Origin of the sequence: Luteimonas aestuarii (assembly GCF_004357985.1) — a bacterium.
In the GTDB taxonomy this organism is placed as follows: domain Bacteria; phylum Pseudomonadota; class Gammaproteobacteria; order Xanthomonadales; family Xanthomonadaceae; genus Luteimonas; species Luteimonas aestuarii.
The window spans coordinates 95,310-115,865 of the sequence record NZ_SMTF01000002.1; the positions used below are offsets into that span (position 1 = coordinate 95,310).

Consider the following 20,556-nt stretch of genomic DNA (forward strand, 5'->3'; position numbering starts at 1 on the left):
CCTGCCCCATGTCCCCGCCTCCGGCCCCCGTGCGCTTCGGCAGCGAAGTGCGCGCCTCTGCCGTCCTTGCCGCGCCCCTGGTCGCCGGTCACCTGGCGACCGGGTTGATCGGCTTCGTCGACAGCGTCATCGCAGGCCGCCATGGCACCAATACATTGGCCGCGGTGGCGGTGGGTACGGCGATCTTCTGGTTGCCGATGATGATCCCGATGGGCACGCTGATGGCACTGCCGCCGTCGGTGTCGCAACTGGCGGGTGCGGGGCGGCATCGCGAGATCGGTCCGCTGTTCCGGCAGGCGCTGTGGCTGTCGGTGGCGTTGGGCGCGCTGCTGTTCGGCTTCCTGACGCTGGCGGTGCATGCGCTTGCGCCGATGGGCATCGCGCCGGAAATCCACGCCTCGGCCACCGGGTTCCTGCACGGCATCCGCTGGGGCGTTCCGGCGCTGACGCTGTACTTCTGCATGCGCTATCTCAGCGACGGCATGCACTGGACGTTGCCGACCATGGTGTTCGGCTTCGGCGGCCTGCTGGTGCTGGCGCCGCTGGGCACGGTGCTGGCGTTCGGGATGTTCGGCGTGCCTGAGATGGGCGCGGCGGGGCTTGGCCTGGCCTCGGCGATCATGATGTGGCTGCAGGCGATCGGGTTCGCGCTGTACCTCTGGCGCGCGAAGCGGTTCGCGCACCTCGAACTGTTCGCGCGCTTCGACCGGCCGCAGTGGCCACCGATCCACAGGCTGCTGCGCACCGGCCTGCCGATCGGCGTGACCGTGGCGATGGAGGGCGGGCTGTTCATCGTCACCGCGCTGCTGATCGGACGGCTGGGCGAAGTGCCGGCGGCCGCGCACCAGATCGCGATCAACGTCGCCAGCCTGTGCTTCATGATCCCGTTCGGCGTGGCCGAGGCCACCACCGTGCGCGTCGGCCATGCGGTGGGCACGGGGCGCGGGTCCGAGGGCGTGCGTCGCGCCGCGTTCGCCGGCCTGGCGATCGTGCTGGCGACGCAGGCTCTGTCGGCCACCCTGCTGCTGCTCGGCCACGACCACGTGGTGGGCGTCTACACCCGCGACGTGGCGGTGGCGTCGCTGGCGGCGACGCTGCTGCTGTTCGCCGCGGCGTTCCAGTTCCCCGACGGCATCCAGGTGCTGTCCGCCGGCGCCCTGCGCGGGCTGAAGGACACCCGGGTGCCGATGTTCATCGCCGCCTTCGCCTACTGGGGCATCGGCATGCCGCTGGGGGCCGGGCTGGGCCTGTGGCTGGGCTGGGGTCCGAAGGGCATGTGGCTGGGGCTGATCGCCGGGCTGACGGTGGCGGCGGTGCTGATGGCCCGGCGCTTCCTGCGCAGCAGCCGGCGCGAGGCGCTGGTGGGACCGCCGGTGGATGCGCCGCCGGTCCGGGTGACCAACGGCGCATGAAAAACCAACGCGGCGCCGGTTAGGCTGTCGACATGAATCGAGGAGTTTTCCGTACATGAGCACGACCCCGCAACGACGCGGCCCGATCGCCCGCACGATGATCGGCATCTGGGACGGCATGAATTTCGTCCGTCGCCTGGTGCTGAACCTGCTGTTCTTCCTGTTGCTGCTGTTGTTGCTGGTGGTGGTGTTCGGCAGCCGCAGCGCACCGGTCGCGGTCAAGCAGGGCACGGCCCTGGTGATCGCGCCGCAGGCGCAACTGGTGGAACAGTTCAGCACCGACAGTTTCACCCGTTCGCTGGAGACCGCGATGGGCCGCGAACCGTCGCAGGTCCAGTTGCGCGACCTGCTGGCGGTGCTGGCGGCGGCGAAGGACGACGACAACATCGACCGCGTGCTGCTGCGCGTGGACCGCATGGCGTTCTCCGGCTATGCCTCGATCCGCGAAGTAGCCGACGCCATCGCCGAACTGCGTGCCGAGGGCAAGCAGGTCGTCGCGTTCGGCGAGTACTTCACGCAGGCGCAGTACCTGCTGGCGGCGCAGGCCGACGAGGTCTACATCGACCCGGAAGGCGGCGTGCTGCTGGAAGGCCTGGCCAACCATCGCCAGTACTACCGCGAAGGCCTGCAGGACAAGCTGGGCGTGGACATCCACCTGTTCAAGGTGGGTGAGTACAAGTCCGCGGCAGAACCTTACATCCTAGACGCCGCCTCGCCCGAGGCCAAGGAAGCCGACCTGTTCTGGATGAACGACGTGTGGCAGCGCTTCGTCGCCGACATCGCCGCGCGCCGCAGCCTGGAACCGGCTGCCTTGAACGCCAGCATCAACGACGCCGCAAACGGTATCGTCGCGGCCAATGGCGACCTGGCGCAGTACGCGATGCAGCAGAAGCTCGTCGACGGCCTGATGACCTTCGAGCAGGTGCAGGACCTGATGGCCGAGCGCGGCACCGTGGACGAGGACGCCGACGGCGGCTTCCGCCAGGTGGCCTATGCCGACTACCTCAGGCGCGTGGGCAGCGCGATGCCGGCCGCGGCCGACCCGCGCCCGCAGGTGGCGGTGGTGGTGGCGCAGGGCGCGATCATGGGCGGCACGCAGCCGGCCGGCGCGGTGGGCGGCGAATCGACCGCCGCGCTGCTGCGCGAGGCGCGTGACGACGACAACGTCCAGGCGGTGGTGCTGCGCGTGGATTCGCCGGGTGGCGAGGTGTTCGCGTCCGAACAGATCCGCCGCGAGGTGCTGGGCCTGAAGGACGCCGGCAAGCCGGTGGTGGTGTCGTTCGCCAACGTCGCCGCGTCCGGCGGCTACTGGATCAGCATGGATGCCGACCGCATCTATGCCGATGAATCCACGATCACCGGGTCGATCGGCATCTTCGGCCTGGTGCCGACGTTCCCGCGCGCGCTGGAGAAGATCGGCGTGCGCACCGATGGCGTCGGCACCACGCCCATGGCTGGCGTGTTCGACGTGTCGCGCCCGCTGACGCCCGAGCTGGGACAGATCGTGCAGTCGGTGATCGACAAGGGCTACCGCGACTTCACCGGCAAGGTGGCGCAGGGCCGCGAGCGCACCGTTGAGCAGATCGACGAAGTCGCACGCGGTCGCGTTTGGACTGGCGCGCAGGCGAAGGAGCGCGGGCTGGTGGATGAGTTCGGTGGCATCCGCGCCGCCGTGGCCGATGCCGCGGCGCGTGCCGACCTGGGCGATGCCGGCAGCTGGCGAGTGCGCTACATCGAATCCAGCCCGTCCACGCCGTTCTCGCGCTGGTTCGGCGGCTTCGCACAAAGCCGGCTGGGCATGTCGCTGCTGGGCGGCGACTCGGCGCTGGCGCAGGTGCTGCTGGCGCGTGCGATGCCGAACGCCACGCAGGACCTGCAGATGCTGGAGCGCGTACTGGCACCGGCGCCGGGCGCGCAGGTCAAGGCGCTGGCGTATTGCTTCTGCGGCTTCTGATCCGCGCTGCACGCGACGCGCTGCCGAAGGAAAGCCCGGGATTCCCGGGCTTTTTTGTTGCCCGGCCTTCACCGTCTGGTGCCGCCGTCCGGTCATCAGCCTGGCTCACGTCACGGTTGCCGCGATCGTCGCGAGGGCGGTGGCGGGCAGGTTCATCATCGCGCAGTGCATCCCGAGGATAGGGTGTCGCTGCGCGACACATGCGCTTCCACGCAGCCACTGCATTCGGCAGGCTCGAACGTCGGCGGTTGCCCTAGCGCTTGACGTCCAGCCGCCCGCCGTCGACCAGGGCCATCACGTCGTCGCTGCCAACGAGATTGAAATCGCCCGGCACGGCGTGCTTGAGGCAAGCCGCGGCGTGGCCGAAGCGCAGGCTGGCGTCGTCGTCCCAGCCGCTGGCAAGGCCGTGCAGCACGCCGGCGGCGAAGGCGTCGCCGCCACCGATGCGGTCTACGATGCCCGGCAGGGCGCGATCCTCCACGCGGTGCAGTCCGCCGCGGCGGGTGGCCATCAATGCGCCCAGCGCGTGGTGGTCCACGGTGTCCTGCGTGCGCACGGTACAGGCGATGCGCTGCAGCCGCGGGAACGCGTCGAATGCGCGTGCAGCGGCAGCCGCGAATCGTTCGGCGTGCGTAGCCTCGCCAGCGTCGTCGCTGCGCGGGCCAAGCACGACATCGATGTCGCGATGGTCGGCGAACGCGATGGACGCGCCGCCGAGGATCGGCTTGAGGATGTTCGACGGGTCGCCATCCCAGGCAGCCCACAATTTCGGACGGAAGTTGCCGTCGAACGACACCTGCATGCCGGCCGCCTGTGCGACCTGCACAGCCTGGGTGGCGGCACGCGCGGTCGCCGCGCCCAGCGCAGGCGTCACCCCGGACACATGCAGCCAGGCCGCGCCTGCCAGCAGCCCCGGCCAGTCGTAGGCCTCGGCGGAGGCCTCGGCGAAGGCGGAGCCGGCGCGGTCGTACAGCACCTCGCTCGGCCGCAGCCCGGCGCCGGTGGCCAGGAAGTACAGGCCCATGCGCCCCGGCGCGGTCCGCAGGTGTCGCGTGTCGACGCCGTGGCGACGGAGCTCGGCCGCGGCGGCCGCGCCCAGGGCGTTGTCGGCGACCGTGCCCAGCATGCGCACGCCATGGCCGAAACGCGCCAGCGACACCGCGACATTGGCCTCCGCGCCGCCGATGTGCACGTCCAGGCGCGGGGATTGCAGCAGCAGCTCGCGGCCAGGGGCGGCCAGGCGCAGCAGCAATTCGCCGAAACAGGTGATGCGAGGGGTCATGGGCGGCGTCCGGAGCATTGGGTGTCATCATCGGGCAAGCGCGCAGCGGGCTGTTTTGCGCCGCAGCATGCCTTGTGCCCGAGCATTTGGTAGGGTTTTGACCAGCGGTGTCATTTTGGCCGCGGCGACACCATAGCAAGCACACAATTCCAGTCAAGAATCGCACCCAGATGCGATCTGGCTCCATGAGGAGGGGATGTCATGCAGTTCGTCAGTTCCGCAAAAAAGACACCGGTTACCTTGCTCGCGCTGTCGATCGCCTTCGCGCTCCAGGCGCAGGCGTTCCCGGCGTTGGCGCAGGAAGTCGATGAAGCGGCCGAGTCGCAGTCCGCCAGCACCTCCGATGCGGGGACGCTGGGCACGGTCACCGTGACGGGTTATCGCGCAAGCCTCGAGCAGGCGCTGGACATCAAGCGTGCCGAGAAGGGCGTGGTGGATGCGGTGGTGGCGGAGGACATCGGCAAGTTCCCCGATCTCAACCTCGCCGAATCGTTGCAGCGCGTCCCGGGCGTGGTCATCACGCGCGACGCGGGCGAGGGGCGCAACATTTCGGTACGCGGCCTTGGGCCGGACTTCACGCGGGTACGGTTGAACGGGCTCGAGGCGCTGAGTTCGGTCGGCAGCAGCGATGGCCAGGGCGGCACCAATCGTGGCCGCAGTTTCGATTTCAACGTGTTTGCGGCCGACCTGTTCTCGCAGTTGATCGTGCGCAAGACGCCGTCGGCCGATGTCGACGAAGGCTCGCTGGGGGCGACCGTGGACCTGCGCACCGCGCGCCCGTTCGACTACGACGGCTTCACCGCGGCGGCCAGCCTGCAGGCCAGCCATAGTGATGCCGCCGGCAGCACCACGCCGCGCTTCGCGGGCCTGGTCGCCAACAGCTGGGCCGATGGCAAGGTGGGCGCGCTGTTTTCGCTGGCGTATTCCGAGCGCGAGACGCTCGAGGAAGGCACCGGCACCGTGCGCTGGTCCGGCGGCACCACCAACGGTGGCTTCAACCCGGCATCGCCATTCCAGCCGGCGCTGGCATCGAACGTGTATGCGCCGCGGTTTCCGCGCTACACGCTGATGGAACACAACCAGGAACGCCTTGGCGTGACCGGTTCGCTGCAATTCAAGCCGACCGACCGTACCGAGTTCGTCATCGACGCGCTGTACTCGAAGATCGATGCCACGCGTCGCGAGAAGTACATCGAGGCCAACGGCCTCAGCAAGACCGGTGCGCTGGGCAAGCCGCAGGTGCTGGTGATGGATGGCGTGGTCGAGAACGGCGCGCTGGTGTACGGCGTGTTCAACGACATCGACATCCGCGCCGAACACCGCTACGACGAGTGGGACACCGAGTTCCACCAGTTCGGCTTCGAAGGCAAGCACCGGTTCACGGACAACTTCACCTTGTCCGGCAGGGTTGGCATGTCGGAGTCGAAGCACAGCAATCCGGTGCAGGCGACGATCATGATGGACAAGCTGGACGTCGACGGATACAGCTACGACTACCGCGGCGATCCCTACAAGCCGGTGTTCGACTATGGCTTCGACCCGACCGATCCGGCCGGCTGGAACCTGTCGGTCATCCGCCTGCGCGAGAACTACGTCACCAACGACTACAAGACCGGGCAGCTGGATTTCGCATGGATCCTCGGCCCGTCGTTCACGCTCAAGGGTGGGGTGCAGGCGAAGCAATACGGGTTTGATTCGCTCGAGTTCCGTCGCCGCGGCGCGGAAACCATCGTGCCCACGTTCTCGGGTGGTGGTACGGCGATGCCGGCCGACCAGACCGAGCTCGCGCGCTTGCGCAACCTGGCCGGCTCGCCCGGCACGTGGGTGATCCCCAACTTCAACGGCATCGCCAACCTGTTCGATGTCTTCGGTGGGGGCAGTTTCACTGGCGTCAACAGCGCCAACGGCGCCGCTGCGACCGGCAGCTTCGCCCTGGACAACTTCCCGCAGAGCCAGCGCTGGGTCGAGGAGAAGAACCGCAGTGGCTACGTCATGGGCGAGTTCGACGTGGACCTGGGCTCCATCCCGTTCTCAGGCAACTTCGGCGTACGCCACGTCAAGACCAAGCAGACCTCGTTCGGCGTCGGTACCACCGGGCCGATCACCTTCAGTCGTGAGTACAGCGACACGTTGCCGTCCATGAACCTCGTCGCGGAAGTCGCCCCCGACTTCCTGATCCGTTTCGGCGCGGCGAAGGTGATGGCACGTCCAGGACTGGGCAGCTTGACGCCGGGTCTGACCGTGAACGTGAGTGGCAGTGCCCGCACCATCACCGGCGGCAATCCGTTGCTCGATCCGATCCGCGCCAAGACCGCCGACCTGGGCTTCGAGTGGTACTTCGATGAGGGAGCGATGCTGGGCCTGGGCCTGTTCTACAAGGACATCGACACGCTGATCCAGAACACGCGCGAGACGCGGGTGTTCGCCGATACCGGCCTGCCGGTCAGCCTGCTTCCGGACGGCGCAAGCCCGACCGACGAATTCGTGTTCACCGTGCCGCTGAATACCCCGGGTGGCCCACTCAAGGGTTTCGAGTTCAACTACACCCAGCCCTTGACCTTCCTGCCCGGGTTCTGGCGCGATTTCGGCGTGCAGTTGAACTACACCTGGGTTGACTCGCAGGTGCAGTACCTGCTGTCCGATGGCTCGCTCGCGCAGAAGGAAGACCTGACCGGGCTGTCGAATACGTCCTGGAATGCGACGCTGTTCTACGAAGGCCAGCGCTTCTCGGGCCGCGTGTCCGCCACCAGCCGTTCCGATTACCTGATCCAGGTGCCGGGTACCGAGGCCGGCTTCAACAGTGCGGCGCAAGGCGTGCACGGCCAGAGCGGCACGACATTCGTGGATGCCTCGGTCCGCTGGAAGATCAACGAGCAGTTCGAAGTCAGCCTCGAGGGCAGCAACCTGACCAACGAACAGCTCGAGTCATACGTGGCCAATCCCTCGCTGCAACTGCCGCTTGAATCCAGCGTGGTCGGCCGCCAGTACCTGCTGGGCCTGCGCTACCGGTTCTGACGCGCCACCGGCGGCACGGCGCACGCCGTGTCGCCTTCCCGCGCGGCATCGCCGCGCAATCCTGACAGGGAATGTCCCGTTTCGGGAGAGATCGATGACGCATCGCAAGCGCCTGCTGTCCGTCGCCTTCGCAATGGCGGCAATCTCCGCGCCCTGCATGGCGGCCAAGCCGACCGCCGACCTGGGCCGCCAGGTCCTGCCCGCCGGCGACGGCTGGGCCTCGCTGCCGACCGAGGCATTGCCCTTCGGGACCACGGGCGGTTCCGCGGCCGCACCGCAGCGCGTGCATCGCGTGCGCAACCGCAACGAGCTGGTTGCCGCGCTGGCCTATCCGGATGCGACTCCGAAGATCGTGGAGATCGAGGGCAGTCTTGATGCCAACGTCGATACGAACAACCAGCCGCTGGCCTGCGAGGACTACCACCGGCCCGATCCCGAGACGGGGACGCTCTACTCGCTGGAAGGGTTCCTCGCGGCCTACGACCCGCAGACCTGGGGACGGGTGAATCCCAGCGGACCGCTGGAGCGCGCCCGCGCCGCGTCGGCATCGGCACAGCAGTCGCGCGTCCGCATCCGCATCCCGGCCAATACCACCATCGTCGGCGTCGGCGGCAATGCCACCGTGCGCGGCGCCTGGTTCGACATCCGACCCGGCACCACCAGCGGCAACGTGCCGATGAACATCATCATCCGCAACCTCAACTTCGAGGACACGTTCGACTGCTTCCCGCAATGGGCGCCGAACGACGGCGCGCTGGGCAACTGGAACTCGCTGTACGACACCATCTCGATCCGCAATTCCACCCATGTCTGGATCGACCACAACCGCTTTGCCGACGTGGCGACCTCGGACGACACGCTGCCCACGTACTTCGGCCGCCTCTACCAGGTGCACGACGGCCTGCTGGACGTGACCAACGAATCCGACCTGGTCACCATCTCCTGGAACCATTTCAGCAACCATGACAAGGCGATGCTGGTCGGATCGTCCGATGGCGCCACCGCGGACCGTGGCAAGCTGCGGCTGACCCTGCACAACAACCTGTTCGAGAACCTCGGCCAGCGCGTGCCGCGCGTGCGGTACGGCCGGGTGCATCTCTACAACAACGCCTACGTGGTCGACGCCACTGGCGCCGGGCGCTATGGCTACAGCTGGGGCGTAGGCATCGAGTCGCAGATCTACGCCGAGGAGAACCACTTCCAGGTGCATCCGGCGATCACGCCGGACCTGCTGATCGAGCGCTTCAACGGCCAGCGCATCCGCGCCACCGGCACGCTGTTCAACGGGCTTGGCGCGCGCAACGTGGTCGACGTGGTCGCCGCGTTCAACGCCGCGAACGGCAACGTGCTCGACGGCACCGTCGACTGGACGCCATGGCTGCACGGCCGGGTGTTCCCGGCGTCGAAGGTGCCGTCCAGCGTGCGGCGCGGCGCAGGACCTTTCGACTGACCGTGCAGTCCGCGATGGAACTTTTGCGCGAGCGGCCGCGGAGAGCCGCACGCATCGATGACGTCCTCCAAGGGCCCGCGAGGGCCCTTCTTTTCCTCTCCGAAGGTTGGGTGCGTCGAGAGTGCCCGCCGGGCCGCGCCGAATCACGGGCCGATAACCGCTCGGCCGGCGCGCCCCGGCAGGCGGCTCCCCGTATCGGGACGACGGGACGGAGCGGGAATGAGAGCGCCGTTTCGCTCTTTGTCGAATTCGCGATGGCCTGTCCGGCGCAGGTCCGATGCCATCGCAACCAAGCGGATATCGGGCCGCGACTTGCGGTGGCATCGGACCTGCGCGTCCGTCGTCGGCGTCTTTCCCGCTCGGAAGGGGCACGTTTTGCCCACGCGCGACCTGCAGCAGCGCCGAGGCCGTTGGCCTGGCGGATCTCAGATTGTTCCGCGCTGGACGAATGGCACGCGCTGGTACAGGCGTCGTTCGCCGCCGCGGGGATCGTCTTCCATGCGCGGCGTATCGGCGAACACCAGCGTCTCGCGACGCGGCAGCGTGTACGGCGCCCATGCCGGGGTCGCATCGCATCGCGGATCGCCATGGCGCGCGAAGGCGAGCAGGGCGTCGGCCATTGCATCGGCCACCTGCTGCGCCTGCATCGAACCGCCGGTGCGCGAACCGGGCTGCGCGATGTTGTCGAACACCAGCGGGATGTCGAGGGTGTGGAAGGCGCGCATCTTGTCGCCGTCCGCCACGTCGCGCGGGTACCAGTCGAGCTGGTAGGCCCAGGTGTTGCCGCGCCCGTCGCGGGCCCGGGCTTCCAACTCTTCCACCGCGCCCCGCCAGGAACGCCCGGCGGTGGTGGCGGCGAAGAACATCTCGCTCGGCGTGGCGTCGGGATACAGGTCGCGGTAGCCGGCAACCACCAGGTCGGGATCGATGTCCACGTACTGATGCAGGCGCAGTGCCGCCGGCAGCGTGCGCCAGGTCAGCGCGAAGTTCGCCGGGTCGTTGCCGAGGAACGCGCGCGTCTCGTCGCGGGTATTGCCGATGACCATGGGGATGCCGGCCGACTGCGGCGGCGCGTCCGGCCAGAACGGATGGCGCGGCAAGAGGTGGCCGTCCATGACCGGACCGAAGTACAGCGCGGTGTCCTCCACCCGTGACGGGTCCCGCGTCGACAGGGCGTCGAGCATGACGTCGATCGGCAGGCGGTGCAGGCGCGCGATGTCGCCGGGTGCGATGCCCAGTGCATCGAGGTAGAGGCGCGCCCGGCCATCGGCGGCGCGCGGGCCCGCGGCCGTGACCTGCTGGCCGCTCATGGTCCACGCCCGGTGGAACAATCCGCGCGCCGCCGGCATGGCCATCAGCGTGGCGATCTTGGCGCCACCGCCGGATTGCCCGAACACGGTGACATTGTCGGCGTCGCCGCCGAACTCGGCGGCATGTTCGCGCACCCACTGCAGCGCCTGCACCAGGTCGAGCTGTCCGACGTTACCGGACGCCGCGTAGTCAGGTCCGGCGATACCGCCCAGCGACAGGTAGCCGAATGCGTTGAGGCGATGGTTGACCGTGACCACCACCACGTCGCCGCGCTGGCACAGCCGGGTGCCGTCGTAGAGCGGGTCGCTGCCGGAACCGGTGTTGTAGCCGCCGCCGTGGATGTAGACCAGTACCGGACGCTTGCGGCCATCGTGCAGCGCCGGTGTCCAGATGTTGAGGAACAGGCAGTCCTCGCTGCCCGGACCTTCGCTGCCGGCCTGCGGCGCGGACATGCCGTAGGCGATCGCGTCACGGACGCCGCGCCACGTGGGCTCGCGCAATGCCGGCAGGAAGCGTCGCGGCGCCGTATCGGCGCCATAGGGAATGCCGCGGAAGGCGTGGATGCCATCCGCGCGCGTGCCGGCGATGCGCCCGCCGCGCACGCGTGCCAGCGGCGATGCCTGAGCAGCTGTGGGCGTGGCCGACGCCGCGACCGGCATCGTAGCCGCGCCCAGCGCCAACGACGCGTGTTGCAGGAACCGCCGGCGCGTGGTCATCGGCGCAGGCTCAGCGCAAGGGCTCGCCGCGGGAATGGCCGCCGATGGGCTCCATGGTGTCGAGGTCCCATTCGGCCTCGACGAACGGCTTCCGGCTGGCTTCGTATTGCGGATAGCCGCCCACCTCGTCCTGGCTGTCGATGATCCAGCCGCGGCCTTCGATCACGTCGGCGACGATGCGCCGGTCGACCAGGTCGCGGTTCCACGGCGTGGCGCCGACGCGCTCGATCACCGCGTCCTGCACCTGCGCCGACGGCAGCAGGTGCACGCCGAACGGCAACGCCGGCGTGCGCGCGTGGCGATCCAGCGCGACTGGCGCGGTGGTGTAGCGGCCCACCTCTGGGATTTCGGCATTGCCGATGCGGTCGACCGCGAGATTGTCGTCCAGGTAGAGGTCGACGTCGCCCGAGCCGCCCACCATGAACAGCGCCAGCGGTTCGGTCGACATGCCTGCGCGCATCACGTTGCCGCGCACCACCATCTCGCCACGCGAATACTCGTGGCCGATCCATTCCTCGGCGATCAGGTTGTAGTGGATCGCGCGCTGGCCGGGGTTGTAGATCAGGTTGTTGATCACCTGCCCGCGCGCGCCGCCCTTGAACAGCGGGCTGCGCTCGTAATTGTGTGCGTACAGGTTGCCGACCAGCAGGATGCGGTTGACGTGGTCGTGGATCAGCGAGCCCTTGGAGTGCTCGCCCTTGGGGTGGGTGGAATGCGCCAGCCCCTCGGCGATGATGTTGTTGCTGTAGGTGATGCTGTGCGACGCATTCTCCATCCACTCGGCCTCGTTCTCGCCATGGAAACGCGTGCTGGAGGCGGACAGGTTCTCGTCGGTGGCCCAGGTCAGCGAGCAGTGGTCGACGATGACGTTGCGCGCCCCGCGCACGGTGGAGATGGCGTCGATGTCGCCCGACCATTTCGGCATGCCGCCATCGCCCGGACGGATGCGGATGTGGCGCACCACCACGTCGTGGGTGGCGATGATCAGCCCGCCCTTGATGAGGGTCACGCCGGGATGCGGCGCGGTCTGGCCGGCGATGGTGAGGTAGGGCTCGGTGATGCGCAGTTCCTGCATGCCGAGGTCGATCACGCCGCCCACCTCGAACACCACGATCCGCGGCCCCTTGGCCTCCAGCGCCGCGCGGAACGAGCCTGGGCCGTCGGCCGCCAGCGTGGTCACGCGCAGGATCTGCCCACCGCGTCCGCCAGGGGTGTGTGCAGCCCAACCCTGTGCGCCGGGGAAGGCGAGGGCTTGGGATGCGTCGGCCGACTGGCCGGCAGTGGCCGGCAGCGTGGCGAGCAGCAGGCAGGCGGCCAGCGCGGCCAGCCAGGCGAGGGGTCGGGGGGTGGGGATGGTGCGCGTGGATGGCATGGCGAAACTCCTGGGATCCGGGCTGCGGCGTGGACCCGGAAGGGCATTTTTGCCGCAGTGCACATTGAAGATGACACCGGTTTACCTTATACGGACAGACACAGTCAGGCCATCTGCACCGCAACATGGCCCGGGAGATCGGGATTGACCATCGATACGGACAACATGAATACATCGGTCACCGCCACCGGCGGGCATGCGATTGCGGCGGCGTTCACCGCGGCACGGCGTGGCGGGCGTGCGCTTCCTGCCTTCCCGGGGGAGATCCCGCCGGACCTGGTGGCGGCCTATGCCGTGCAGGATTTGGCGATTTCGCGCTGGCCGGACCGCGTGGCGGGCTGGAAGGTGGGTTACATCGCCGCCGAGCGTCGCGATGCGGCGGGTGACGATCGCCTGCTGGGCCCGATCTTCGCCGGTCAGGTGGTGGTGGCCGAAGGCGAGGTCGCGCTGCCGGTCTTCGCTGGTGGATTCGGGGCCGTCGAGGCCGAGTACGTACTGCGCCTGGAGGCCGATGCCGACCCGTCGCGCCTTGAATGGACACCGGGGGACACGATCGATGTCCCGGCCACCCTGTCCATCGGGCTGGAGATCGCCAGCAGCCCGCTGGCGACGATCAACCAGCTCGGTCCGCGGGTGGTGGTATCCGATTTCGGCAACAACAACGGGCTGGTGGTCGGGGCGGAGATCCCGGGGTGGCGCGACCTGCCGGAAGCGGAACTGCTGGCCGAGACCTGGATCGACGATGCCTGCGTGGGACGCGGAGGTGCTGCGATGCTGCCCGGCGGCCTGCTGGCCGCGTATGCATTCGCGCTGTCGCGCTCGGCGCGGCGGGGGCGACCGCTGAAGGCCGGCGACCTCATCGCCACCGGCAACGCCACCGGCATCCACGACATCCTGCCGGGACAACAGGCGCGCATCCGCTTCGGCGACCATGGGGAAATCGTCGGCCGTGCAGTGGCCGCGTCGGCCTCCGGAGGCATCGCGACATGAAGCGCAGGCAGTTCATCGCCGGTGGCGTTGCCGGCTGCCTTGCCGGTGCATCCCCGCTGCAGGCGCTGGCGCGGCGCGGCGAGGTGCTGACTGCCACCGATGTGCACGTCCGCGACTATCCGACGGTACAGGCGGTGCGCTGGATCGGCGAGACGCTGGAGCGCGAGACCGACGGCCGCCTGCGCATCCGCCTCTACCATTCCGGGCAGCTCGGTCGCGAAGCCGAGGCCATCGACATGGCGCGCTTCGGCGCCATCGACTTTGCGCGCGTCTACAGTGGCGCGCTGAACAACGCCTTTCCGCTCACCCAGGCGCTGTGCCTGCCGTACGTGTTCGATTCGGTCGCGCACATGCGCCGGGCGATGGACGAGGGCGTGGGCCAGGCGGTGCTGGACGGGTTTTCCACGCGTGGGCTGGTCGGGCTTGCGATCTACGATTCCGGCGCACGTTGCTTCTACAACGCGCGACGCCCGATCCACACGCCGGCCGACCTGCAGGGCATGAAGATCCGCGTGCCGGTGTCGGACATCTTCATCCGCATGCTGCGGCTGTTCGGCGCCAACGCCACGCCGCTGTCGCTGGGCGAGGTGTATTCGGGCATGGAGACGAAGATGATCGACGGCGCGGAGAACAACATCCGCAGCTTCCACTCCAGCCGGCATTTCGAAGCGGCGCATTACTGGTCGCGCAGCGACCATTCCTACGCGCCGGACGTGCTGCTGCTGTCGCAGCGCACCTGGGACGCGCTGTCGCCGGCGGATCGCGAGCTCGTCCGCACCACCGCGCGCGCATCCGTGGACGTGATGCGCAAGGCCTGGGACGAATCGGAAAGCGCGGCACGCGATGCGGTGCTGGCCGCGGGCGTGCGGTCGAACGACGTCGACATGGACGCCTTCCGAGAGGCCGCGCGACCGATGCTGCAGGAATACCTGCGCAATCCCGACATCGATGCGCTGTATCGCCGCATCCGCGCACTGGCATGAGGACCGGAATGGAACACGCAGCCGAACCCCCCGCACCGCGTACCCTGCTCGATCGCATCGCCGATGCCGCGATCGCCGTTGCCGCCGCGGCACTGGGCGGACTGGTCGTGGTGCAGGGTTGGCAGGTGGTGGCGCGCTACGTACTGAATGCCTCGCCCAGCTGGACCGAACCGGTGACCCTGCTGCTGCTGAGCACGGCGATGAGCCTGGGCGCGGCGGCGGGCGTGCACACGCGGCGGCACTTCAGTTTCAACCTGATGGCCGAGGCGATGCGCCCCGGCGCACGACGCCTGGCCGAGGCCGTGTCGGTGCTGGTGATCGTGGCCATCGGCGCCACGCTGGCGGGATGGAGCGCCGTGCTACTGGTCGATGGCTTCGGCGTGCGCGCGGCCGGCGCGCCATTGCCGCAAAGCATCAACTACCTGCCGCTGGGGCTGGGGGGTGCGCTGATGGCGGTGTTCGCGCTGGCCCGCGTGCCGGCGCTGCTGGCGCCCGTCGAAGCCGGTGAGGGCGTCTGACCATGGAAATCGCACTGCTGTTCTTCGTCTTCATCGTGCTGCTGGTCATCGGCGTGCCGGTGGCCTTCGCGCTGGCGGCCTCCTCGCTGGTGACGCTGCTGTACCTCGGCCTGCCGACCGTGGTGCTGGCGCAGCAGGTGGGGGCGGGCATCGGCATCGCATCGCTGATCGCGATCCCGCTGTTCATCTTCGCCGGCGAAATCATGATGCGCGGCGGCATTTCCGAACGCCTGATCGCGCTCGCCTCGGCGATGGTCGGCCGCATCCGCGGCGGGCTGGGCCAGGTCAGCGTGCTGTCGTCGCTGTTCTTCGGCGGCGTGTCCGGCTCGGCGATCGCCGACGTGTCCGCGGTGGGCGGCACGATGATCCCGCAGATGGTCAAGCGCGGGTACGACCGCGATTTCGCGGTCAACGTCAGCATCACCGCGGCGCTGGTGGCGTTGCTGGTGCCGCCCTCGCACAACCTCATCCTGTTCTCGGCCGCGGCCGGCGGCGGCATCTCCATCGCCGACCTGTTCGCCGGTGGGTTGCTGCCGGCGCTGTTGATGACCGCGGTGCTGATGGCGACCGGCTACATCGTCGCGCGACGGCGCGGCTATGGCGTGGAAGTCTTCCCGGGCTTCCGCACCTTGGCGTTGCGCATGGTTTCGGCCTTGCCGGGACTGGGACTGGTCGCGCTGATCTTCATCGGCATCCGCGCCGGCGTGTTCACCGCGGTGGAGAGTGCGGCGGTGGCGGTGGCGTACGCGCTGCTGGTGACCATCGTGCTGTACCGGCAGCTGCGCTGGCGCATCTTCCTCGAGACCATCGTGCATGCCGCGCGGACCACCGGCGTGATCCTGTTCGTGATCGCGTGCGCGGCGGTGTTCGGCTGGCTGCTGGCCTACCTGCAGGTGCCGTCGGCGGCGGTGGATGCGCTGCAGTCGGTGGCCGACGACAAGTACATGGTGCTGCTGCTGATCATCGTGGTGCTGTTGCTGCTGGGCACCTTCATGGACCTGGCGCCGATGATCCTGATCTGCACGCCGATCTTCCTGCCGGTGGCGCGTGCCTATGGCATCGACCCGGTGCACTTCGGCATGGTGCTGGTGCTGACCGGCGGCCTGGGCCTGGTGACGCCGCCGGTGGGGTCGGTGCTGTTCGTCGGCACCGCCATCGGCAAGATCTCGATCGCCGAGAGCCTGCGCTCGATCTGGCCGTTCTGGCTGGCCGCGCTGGGCGTGCTGCTGGTGGTGGCGTTCTTCCCGCCACTGTCGCTGTGGCTGCCGGCGTTGCTGCGCGCCTGATGGCCGCCGCATCCATCGCCAGCCGTGCGGCGATTGGGTAAGGTAACCGGTAGCCCAAGACGCAGACCCCGCATGCCGCCCAGCAGGAACAAGGACGCCCCCGCCGCCGTCAAGGTGGGCGCCGGCAAGGGCGGCAAGGCCGCCACGATCAACGACATCGCGCGGCTGGCGGGCGTGTCGAAGAAGACCGTGTCGCGGATCATCAACCGCTCGCCGCTGGTGCGCGAGGATACGCGCGAGAAGGTCGAGGCGCTGATGCGCGAGGTGGGCTACACGCCCGACCCGATGGCGCGCGGCCTGGCGTTCCGGAAGTCGTTCCTGATCGGCATGGTCTACGACAACCCCACCGCGCAGTTCATCGTCAACATGCAGTACGGCGCGCTGGACACGCTGCGCGACTCGGGATTCGAACTGGTGGTGCATCCCTGCGACAGCCGCAGCCCGAACTACATCGACGGCGTGCGTCGCTTCGTGCAGCAGCAGAAGCTGCACGGGGTGATGCTGGTGCCGCGCGTGTCCGAGGACCAGGCGCTGGCCGACATGCTCGACGAGATCGGCTGCCGCTACGTGCGCATCGCCGCAGTGGCGATGGACAAGCCCGAACGCATGGTGGTCACCCACGACCACGATGGCGCCGCGGAAGTGGCCGACTACCTGCAGACGCTGGGCCATCGCGACATCGCCCTGATCACCGGCCCGGCCGACTATCGCTCGGCGATCGAACGCACGCAGGGTTTCCTGGGTGCGCTCGAGCGGCGCGGGATCGTCTTGCCGGAATCGCGCGTGGTCGAGGCAGGCTATACCTTCGAATCCGGCGTGGCCGCGGCGGAGAAGTTGCTGGCGGCGAAGAAGCGACCGACGGCCATCTTCTGCGGTAACGACGAAATGGCGGCCGGCGTCTACCGTGCCGCATTGCGCAGCGGCATCCAGATCCCGCAGCAGCTGTCGGTGGTGGGTTACGACGACAGTCCGCTGGCGTCGCGGCTGTGGCCGCCGCTGACCTCGGTGCGCCGCGACACCCGCGACACTGGCCGCATGGCCGCCGCCATGCTGCTGCAGTCGCAGGACGGGCCGCGGCCGATGGCCAGCGTGCGGCCCCACCTGGTCATCCGCGACTCCTGCCAGCCTCCGGAATGAATCGCCATTGCGGCAGGACGCTGCTTGCCGCAGCGCAGTATGACACCGGTTACCAAAAGCCCTAGAATGTTGCCGACTGGCTTGCTGCCGGCCCGGTGCCGGCGCGGCATGCCGAATCCATCCGCGACCCCGCGGACGCAGCCACCATTCCGCGACGGAGATCCACATGGCGTCCAACCCGTTCAGTCTCGAAGGCAAGATCGCGCTGGTCACCGGCGCCAATACCGGCCTCGGCCAGGGCATTGCGCTGGCGCTGGCCGCCGCGGGTGCGGACATCGCCGGCGCCGGTATCGCCGCGGCCGACGAGACGGCCGCCCGGGTGGAGGCACTCGGTCGTAGTTTCCTCCATATCCAGGCCAACCTGATCAGCATCGAGCCGATCGCCCGGGTGGTGCAGGAAACCCTCGATGGCCTGGGCGGCCTCGACATCCTGGTCAACAACGCCGGCCTGATCCGGCGTGCGGACGCCGTCGACTTCAGCGAGCAGGACTGGGACGACGTGATGAACGTCAACATCAAGTCCGCGTTCTTCATGTCGCAGGCGGCGGGCCGCCATTTCATTGCGCAGGGCCGCGGCAAGGTGATCAACATCGCGTCGATGCTGTCGTTCCAGGGCGGCATCCGCGTGCCCTCGTACACCGCATCGAAGAGCGGCATCGCCGGCATCACCCGGTTGCTGGCGAACGAGTGGGCGGGCAAGGGCGTCAACATCAACGCCATCGCACCGGGCTACATGGCGACCGACAACACCGCGCAGCTGCGCGCGGACGAAGACCGCAACAAGGCGATCCTCGACCGGATCCCGGCCAACCGCTGGGGCAAGCCGGAAGACCTGGGCGGCACTGCGGTGTTCCTGGCCAGCAGCGCATCGGATTACGTCAACGGCGCGATCATCCCGGTCGACGGCGGCTGGCTGGCGCGCTGACGACACGCTGGCAGGCATCGTTCGCGGGCACGGCACGTGCCCGCGGCACACACGAACCACACGATCAAAGAGAGGCCCCATGAAAATCGCATTGATGCAGGAATTCAGCCAGGCACCGAAGAACCCGGTGATCCTGCAACAGCTCGAAGCCGTCGCCGCCGAGCAGGGCCACGACGTGTTCAACGTCGGCATGGACGGCGAGAACGACCATCGCCTGACCTACGTGCACCTGGGCATCATCGCCAGCCTGCTGCTCAATTCGAAGGCGGTGGATTTCGTCGTTGCCGGTTGCGGCACCGGGCAGGGCACGATGATGTCGCTCAATGCATGGCCGGGCGTGTACTGCGGCTATTGCATCGATCCCACCGATGCCTTCCTGTTCGCACAGGTCAACGACGGCAACGCGCTGTCCCTGCCGTTCGCGAAGGGCTTCGGCTGGGGTGCGGAAATCAACGTCCGCTACATCTTCGAGAAGGCGTTCACCGGTGAACGCGGCCAGGGCTACCCGGCCGAGCGCAAGGAATCGCAGATGGCCAATGCCGGCATCCTGTCGCAGCTGAAGCAGGCCGCGTCGAAGCCGTTCGTCGACGGACTGCGCGCGATCGACCCGTCGCTGGTCAAGCAGGCCGTGGGCGGCGAGCGCTTCCAGAAGGCGTTCTTCGACCACGCGCAGGACGACGCCATCCGTGCCTACGTGTCGGAAGTACTGGGCAAGTAAGCGCCTCTCCCCGCACGGAATCCCTCCCTCCGTGCCGCCCCCGCCCTGCATCGCATGCGGTCCAGGGCGGGGGCACCTTCTCCCCGCTGGCTCCGGGTGCCGATGATGCACAGGCGCTTTCGAATCCTGCTTTCGATGTCGCTGCTGGCGGCTGCACTTCCGCTGCAGGCGCAACAGCGCATCTTCATCGCCGGCGACTCCACCGCCAGCGCCTACCCGTCGGAACGTGCGCCGCGCGAAGGCTGGGGCATGCGGCTGCAGCCGTACCTGGCCGATGGCTGGGAGGTGCGCAACCATGCGCAGAGTGGTCGCAGCGCGCGCAGTTTCATCGAGCAGGGCTGGCTGGAGGGGATTGCCGCCGACCTGCGTGGCGGCGACGTGCTGCTGGTGCAGTTCGGCCACAACGATGCCAAGGTCGAGGACCCGGCGCGCTACAACGACCCCGCCGTGGACTACCCGCGATGGCTGATGCGCTACGTGGCACTCGCACGCGAGCGCGGCGCCACGCCGGTGCTGGTGACGCCGGTCGCGCGGCGCAAGTTCGACGGCACGCAGCTGCTCGACACGCACGGGCCGTATCCACGGGCGATGCGCGACCTGGCCGTGCGCGAAGGCATCCTCCTGGTCGACCTCAACGCCGCCAGCATGGCGTGGCTGCGGGCGATGGGCGATGCCGCGTCGAAGCCCTACTTCATGCATGTGCCGGCACAACGGCAGGCCGACGACACGCATTTCAGTGCCGCAGGCGCGCAGGCCGTCGCCTGCCTGTTCGCGGCGGCATGGCGTGGCGTGGATGCCGCCGCACCCGTGCGGCCCGTGCAGGAGGAGGAGTGCGCGCAGATCCCGACGCCGTCGCTGGCGGACGTGTCGCCGTCCGTAGTGGTCAACGAACGCGATATCGCCCTTCCGCAGCCGGGCCCGCACGGGGGCGAAGACATGACAACGGCGTATCCCTTCTTCGCCGACGCCACCGGGTTCGACGTGGTGTTCCGCAAGCGCGCGCTGCACCCGGGCGCGACCATCGGCGCGCACGTCAACGACAAGGACGAGATCTACTACGTCCTGTCGGGCCGGGGCGTACTGACCCTCAACGGCGAAATGCGCGACGTCGGGCCGGGGGATGCCATCCTCACCCGCAGTGGCGACAGCCACGCACTGCGCCAGTCTGGCGACGAGGACCTGGTGGTCTTCATCGTCTTCGACAACGCATCGCGGACCTCCCGCGCACCCTAGGGCGCAGCCGCTTCCGCTTCATCGCTTCGCCGGTCCGCGGCCTCCTGCAGGGTGTTGCCGACGGCCCTTGCGGCGTCGATCGGCGCCAGGATCGCGTCGTGCACGGCGCCCACCTGCGGCTCGGGCGGGCGTTCGTCGGGTGGATCCACCGGCGGCGAGCATGCGGCGCAGCAGGCCAGTGCAGCGGGAACGATCAGGCGGGTGAAGGCGCGCATCGCGGTCTCCATGCGGGGGGACGGCGCTATGCTACGCAG

Annotated in this window: 16 protein-coding genes; 12 read left to right on the forward strand and 4 right to left on the reverse strand. The window is 68.6% G+C overall.

The genetic code is table 11. From position 1 onward, the window contains the following. Nucleotides 1-8: 8 nt before the first annotated feature. Nucleotides 9-1,412 carry an MATE family efflux transporter gene (locus E2F46_RS02870; protein WP_133320671.1) on the forward strand — a complete coding sequence of 468 codons (1,404 nt, stop codon included), beginning with the start codon at nucleotides 9-11 and terminating at the stop codon, nucleotides 1,410-1,412. Between the two features lie 55 nt (nucleotides 1,413-1,467). Next, nucleotides 1,468-3,366 (forward strand): signal peptide peptidase SppA, encoded by a 1,899-nt coding sequence (gene sppA / locus E2F46_RS02875; RefSeq protein WP_133320672.1) that lies wholly within the window; start codon nucleotides 1,468-1,470, stop codon nucleotides 3,364-3,366. 253 nt (nucleotides 3,367-3,619) lie between these two features. Here sppA and E2F46_RS02880 read toward each other — a convergent pair whose 3' ends face one another. Further along, nucleotides 3,620-4,648, reverse strand: a complete 1,029-nt coding sequence (locus tag E2F46_RS02880; RefSeq protein WP_133320673.1) for a sugar kinase — start codon at nucleotides 4,646-4,648, stop codon at nucleotides 3,620-3,622. A 201-nt stretch (nucleotides 4,649-4,849) separates the two neighbouring features. Between E2F46_RS02880 and E2F46_RS02885 the strand changes: the two genes are divergently transcribed. Both E2F46_RS02885 and E2F46_RS02890 read left to right on the forward strand, forming a co-directional pair. After that, nucleotides 4,850-7,663: a TonB-dependent receptor gene (locus E2F46_RS02885; RefSeq protein ID WP_133320674.1), complete on the forward strand. Its 2,814-nt coding sequence runs from the start codon at nucleotides 4,850-4,852 to the stop codon at nucleotides 7,661-7,663. A 94-nt stretch (nucleotides 7,664-7,757) separates the two neighbouring features. Then, on the forward strand, nucleotides 7,758-9,113 hold the full coding sequence (locus E2F46_RS02890; RefSeq protein ID WP_133320675.1) for a pectate lyase family protein: 1,356 nt from the start codon (nucleotides 7,758-7,760) through the stop codon (nucleotides 9,111-9,113). Nucleotides 9,114-9,538: 425 nt separating this feature from the next. On the opposite strand, the gene E2F46_RS02895 is transcribed toward E2F46_RS02890, so the two are convergent. Together E2F46_RS02895 and E2F46_RS02900 are read right to left on the reverse strand one after the other, a co-directional pair. Further along, nucleotides 9,539-11,140: a carboxylesterase/lipase family protein gene (locus E2F46_RS02895; protein ID WP_133320676.1), complete on the reverse strand. Its 1,602-nt coding sequence runs from the start codon at nucleotides 11,138-11,140 to the stop codon at nucleotides 9,539-9,541. A gap of 10 nt (nucleotides 11,141-11,150) precedes the next feature. Continuing rightward, on the reverse strand, nucleotides 11,151-12,512 hold the full coding sequence (locus E2F46_RS02900; RefSeq protein ID WP_207949503.1) for a pectate lyase family protein: 1,362 nt from the start codon (nucleotides 12,510-12,512) through the stop codon (nucleotides 11,151-11,153). A 165-nt stretch (nucleotides 12,513-12,677) separates the two neighbouring features. On the opposite strand from E2F46_RS02900, the gene E2F46_RS02905 reads away from it, so the two are divergent. The 8 genes from E2F46_RS02905 (at nucleotide 12,678) to E2F46_RS02940 (ending at nucleotide 20,302) form a co-directional block, all read left to right on the forward strand. Continuing rightward, nucleotides 12,678-13,502, forward strand: coding sequence for a 2-keto-4-pentenoate hydratase (locus E2F46_RS02905; protein WP_133320950.1), 825 nt, complete (start codon nucleotides 12,678-12,680; stop codon nucleotides 13,500-13,502). Further along, nucleotides 13,499-14,485, forward strand: a complete 987-nt coding sequence (locus tag E2F46_RS02910) for a TRAP transporter substrate-binding protein (RefSeq protein WP_133320677.1) — start codon at nucleotides 13,499-13,501, stop codon at nucleotides 14,483-14,485. Before E2F46_RS02905 ends, E2F46_RS02910 begins: the two co-directional genes overlap by 4 nt. Beyond that, a complete protein-coding gene (locus E2F46_RS02915) occupies nucleotides 14,482-15,003 on the forward strand; it encodes a TRAP transporter small permease (protein WP_425599795.1) in 522 nt (173 codons plus the stop codon). Before E2F46_RS02910 ends, E2F46_RS02915 begins: the two co-directional genes overlap by 4 nt. A 2-nt stretch (nucleotides 15,004-15,005) precedes the next feature. Continuing rightward, nucleotides 15,006-16,289, forward strand: coding sequence for a TRAP transporter large permease (locus E2F46_RS02920; RefSeq protein WP_133320679.1), 1,284 nt, complete (start codon nucleotides 15,006-15,008; stop codon nucleotides 16,287-16,289). Nucleotides 16,290-16,361: 72 nt separating this feature from the next. Beyond that, nucleotides 16,362-17,426 (forward strand): LacI family DNA-binding transcriptional regulator, encoded by a 1,065-nt coding sequence (locus E2F46_RS02925; RefSeq protein WP_133320680.1) that lies wholly within the window; start codon nucleotides 16,362-16,364, stop codon nucleotides 17,424-17,426. A gap of 166 nt (nucleotides 17,427-17,592) precedes the next feature. Next, entirely contained in the window at nucleotides 17,593-18,351 is a 759-nt protein-coding gene (kduD, locus tag E2F46_RS02930) for a 2-dehydro-3-deoxy-D-gluconate 5-dehydrogenase KduD (RefSeq protein ID WP_133320681.1), read from the forward strand. A 79-nt stretch (nucleotides 18,352-18,430) separates the two neighbouring features. After that, the gene (locus tag E2F46_RS02935; protein ID WP_133320682.1) at nucleotides 18,431-19,069 is read left to right on the forward strand and encodes an RpiB/LacA/LacB family sugar-phosphate isomerase; all 639 of its coding nucleotides are present in this window, start codon (nucleotides 18,431-18,433) and stop codon (nucleotides 19,067-19,069) included. 105 nt (nucleotides 19,070-19,174) lie between these two features. Continuing rightward, the gene (locus E2F46_RS02940; protein ID WP_133320683.1) at nucleotides 19,175-20,302 is read left to right on the forward strand and encodes a cupin domain-containing protein; all 1,128 of its coding nucleotides are present in this window, start codon (nucleotides 19,175-19,177) and stop codon (nucleotides 20,300-20,302) included. Here E2F46_RS02940 and E2F46_RS02945 read toward each other — a convergent pair. Further along, nucleotides 20,299-20,517 (reverse strand): hypothetical protein, encoded by a 219-nt coding sequence (locus E2F46_RS02945; RefSeq protein ID WP_133320684.1) that lies wholly within the window; start codon nucleotides 20,515-20,517, stop codon nucleotides 20,299-20,301. The two genes, E2F46_RS02940 and E2F46_RS02945, sit on opposite strands and share 4 nt — an antisense overlap. Between the last annotated feature and the right edge of the window lie 39 nt (nucleotides 20,518-20,556).

What these genes read in the sequence shown, in the direction of transcription:
- E2F46_RS02870 (WP_133320671.1), top strand. Translation starts at nt 9, where the DNA reads ATGTCCCCGCCTCCGGCCCCCGTGCGCTTCGGCAGCGAAGTGCGCGCC.
- sppA (WP_133320672.1), top strand. Translation starts at nt 1,468, where the DNA reads ATGAGCACGACCCCGCAACGACGCGGCCCGATCGCCCGCACGATGATC.
- E2F46_RS02880 (WP_133320673.1), bottom strand. Translation starts at nt 4,648, where the DNA reads ATGACCCCTCGCATCACCTGTTTCGGCGAATTGCTGCTGCGCCTGGCC.
- E2F46_RS02885 (WP_133320674.1), top strand. Translation starts at nt 4,850, where the DNA reads ATGCAGTTCGTCAGTTCCGCAAAAAAGACACCGGTTACCTTGCTCGCG.
- E2F46_RS02890 (WP_133320675.1), top strand. Translation starts at nt 7,758, where the DNA reads ATGACGCATCGCAAGCGCCTGCTGTCCGTCGCCTTCGCAATGGCGGCA.
- E2F46_RS02895 (WP_133320676.1), bottom strand. Translation starts at nt 11,140, where the DNA reads ATGACCACGCGCCGGCGGTTCCTGCAACACGCGTCGTTGGCGCTGGGC.
- E2F46_RS02900 (WP_207949503.1), bottom strand. Translation starts at nt 12,512, where the DNA reads ATGCCATCCACGCGCACCATCCCCACCCCCCGACCCCTCGCCTGGCTG.
- E2F46_RS02905 (WP_133320950.1), top strand. Translation starts at nt 12,678, where the DNA reads ATGAATACATCGGTCACCGCCACCGGCGGGCATGCGATTGCGGCGGCG.
- E2F46_RS02910 (WP_133320677.1), top strand. Translation starts at nt 13,499, where the DNA reads ATGAAGCGCAGGCAGTTCATCGCCGGTGGCGTTGCCGGCTGCCTTGCC.
- E2F46_RS02915 (WP_425599795.1), top strand. Translation starts at nt 14,482, where the DNA reads ATGAGGACCGGAATGGAACACGCAGCCGAACCCCCCGCACCGCGTACC.
- E2F46_RS02920 (WP_133320679.1), top strand. Translation starts at nt 15,006, where the DNA reads ATGGAAATCGCACTGCTGTTCTTCGTCTTCATCGTGCTGCTGGTCATC.
- E2F46_RS02925 (WP_133320680.1), top strand. Translation starts at nt 16,362, where the DNA reads ATGCCGCCCAGCAGGAACAAGGACGCCCCCGCCGCCGTCAAGGTGGGC.
- kduD (WP_133320681.1), top strand. Translation starts at nt 17,593, where the DNA reads ATGGCGTCCAACCCGTTCAGTCTCGAAGGCAAGATCGCGCTGGTCACC.
- E2F46_RS02935 (WP_133320682.1), top strand. Translation starts at nt 18,431, where the DNA reads ATGAAAATCGCATTGATGCAGGAATTCAGCCAGGCACCGAAGAACCCG.
- E2F46_RS02940 (WP_133320683.1), top strand. Translation starts at nt 19,175, where the DNA reads ATGCACAGGCGCTTTCGAATCCTGCTTTCGATGTCGCTGCTGGCGGCT.
- E2F46_RS02945 (WP_133320684.1), bottom strand. Translation starts at nt 20,517, where the DNA reads ATGCGCGCCTTCACCCGCCTGATCGTTCCCGCTGCACTGGCCTGCTGC.